The sequence below is a fragment of the Mesorhizobium sp. M7A.T.Ca.US.000.02.2.1 genome (assembly GCF_003996995.1).
Taxonomy (GTDB): domain Bacteria; phylum Pseudomonadota; class Alphaproteobacteria; order Rhizobiales; family Rhizobiaceae; genus Mesorhizobium.
Window position 1 is genome coordinate 1 of the sequence record NZ_RZTT01000882.1, and the last position, 553, is coordinate 553.

At 61.3% G+C, this 553-nt stretch carries 1 protein-coding gene; it reads left to right on the plus strand.

Going from position 1 to position 553, the window contains the following annotated elements; all coding sequences use genetic code 11:
- Window positions 1-553: cbb3-type cytochrome c oxidase subunit I (locus EOD15_RS35270; RefSeq protein ID WP_185929187.1), on the plus strand; the 553-nt coding region annotated here is incomplete at both ends.

Sequence of the window (553 nt, forward strand, 5' to 3'; positions counted from 1 at the left end):
GCTTCTGGATGACGGTCGGCGGCGCGGTCATCGTCATGATGTCGCTGTTCGTCGGCGAATTCGCCCGCACCGGCTGGCTTGCCTATCCGCCGCTGTCGGGTATCGGCTACAGTCCCGATGTCGGTGTCGATTATTATATCTGGGCCCTGCAAGTGGCGGGCGTCGGCACGCTGCTGTCGGGCGTGAACCTGGTCTGCACCATCGTCAAGATGCGCGCGCCTGGCATGACCATGATGAGAATGCCGATCTTCACCTGGACCGCGCTTTGCACCAATGTGCTCATCGTCGCCGCCTTCCCGGTGCTGACGGCGGTGCTGGCCCTGCTGGCTCTCGACCGCTATGTCGGCACAAACTTCTTCACGAACGACTTCGGCGGCAATCCGATGATGTACGCGAACCTGATCTGGATCTGGGGCCACCCCGAGGTCTACATCCTGATCCTGCCGGCCTTCGGCATATTTTCCGAAGTGACCTCGGCCTTCTGCGGCAAGCGGCTCTTCGGCTACACGTCGATGGTCGACGCAACCGTCGTCATCACCATCCTGTCCTATCT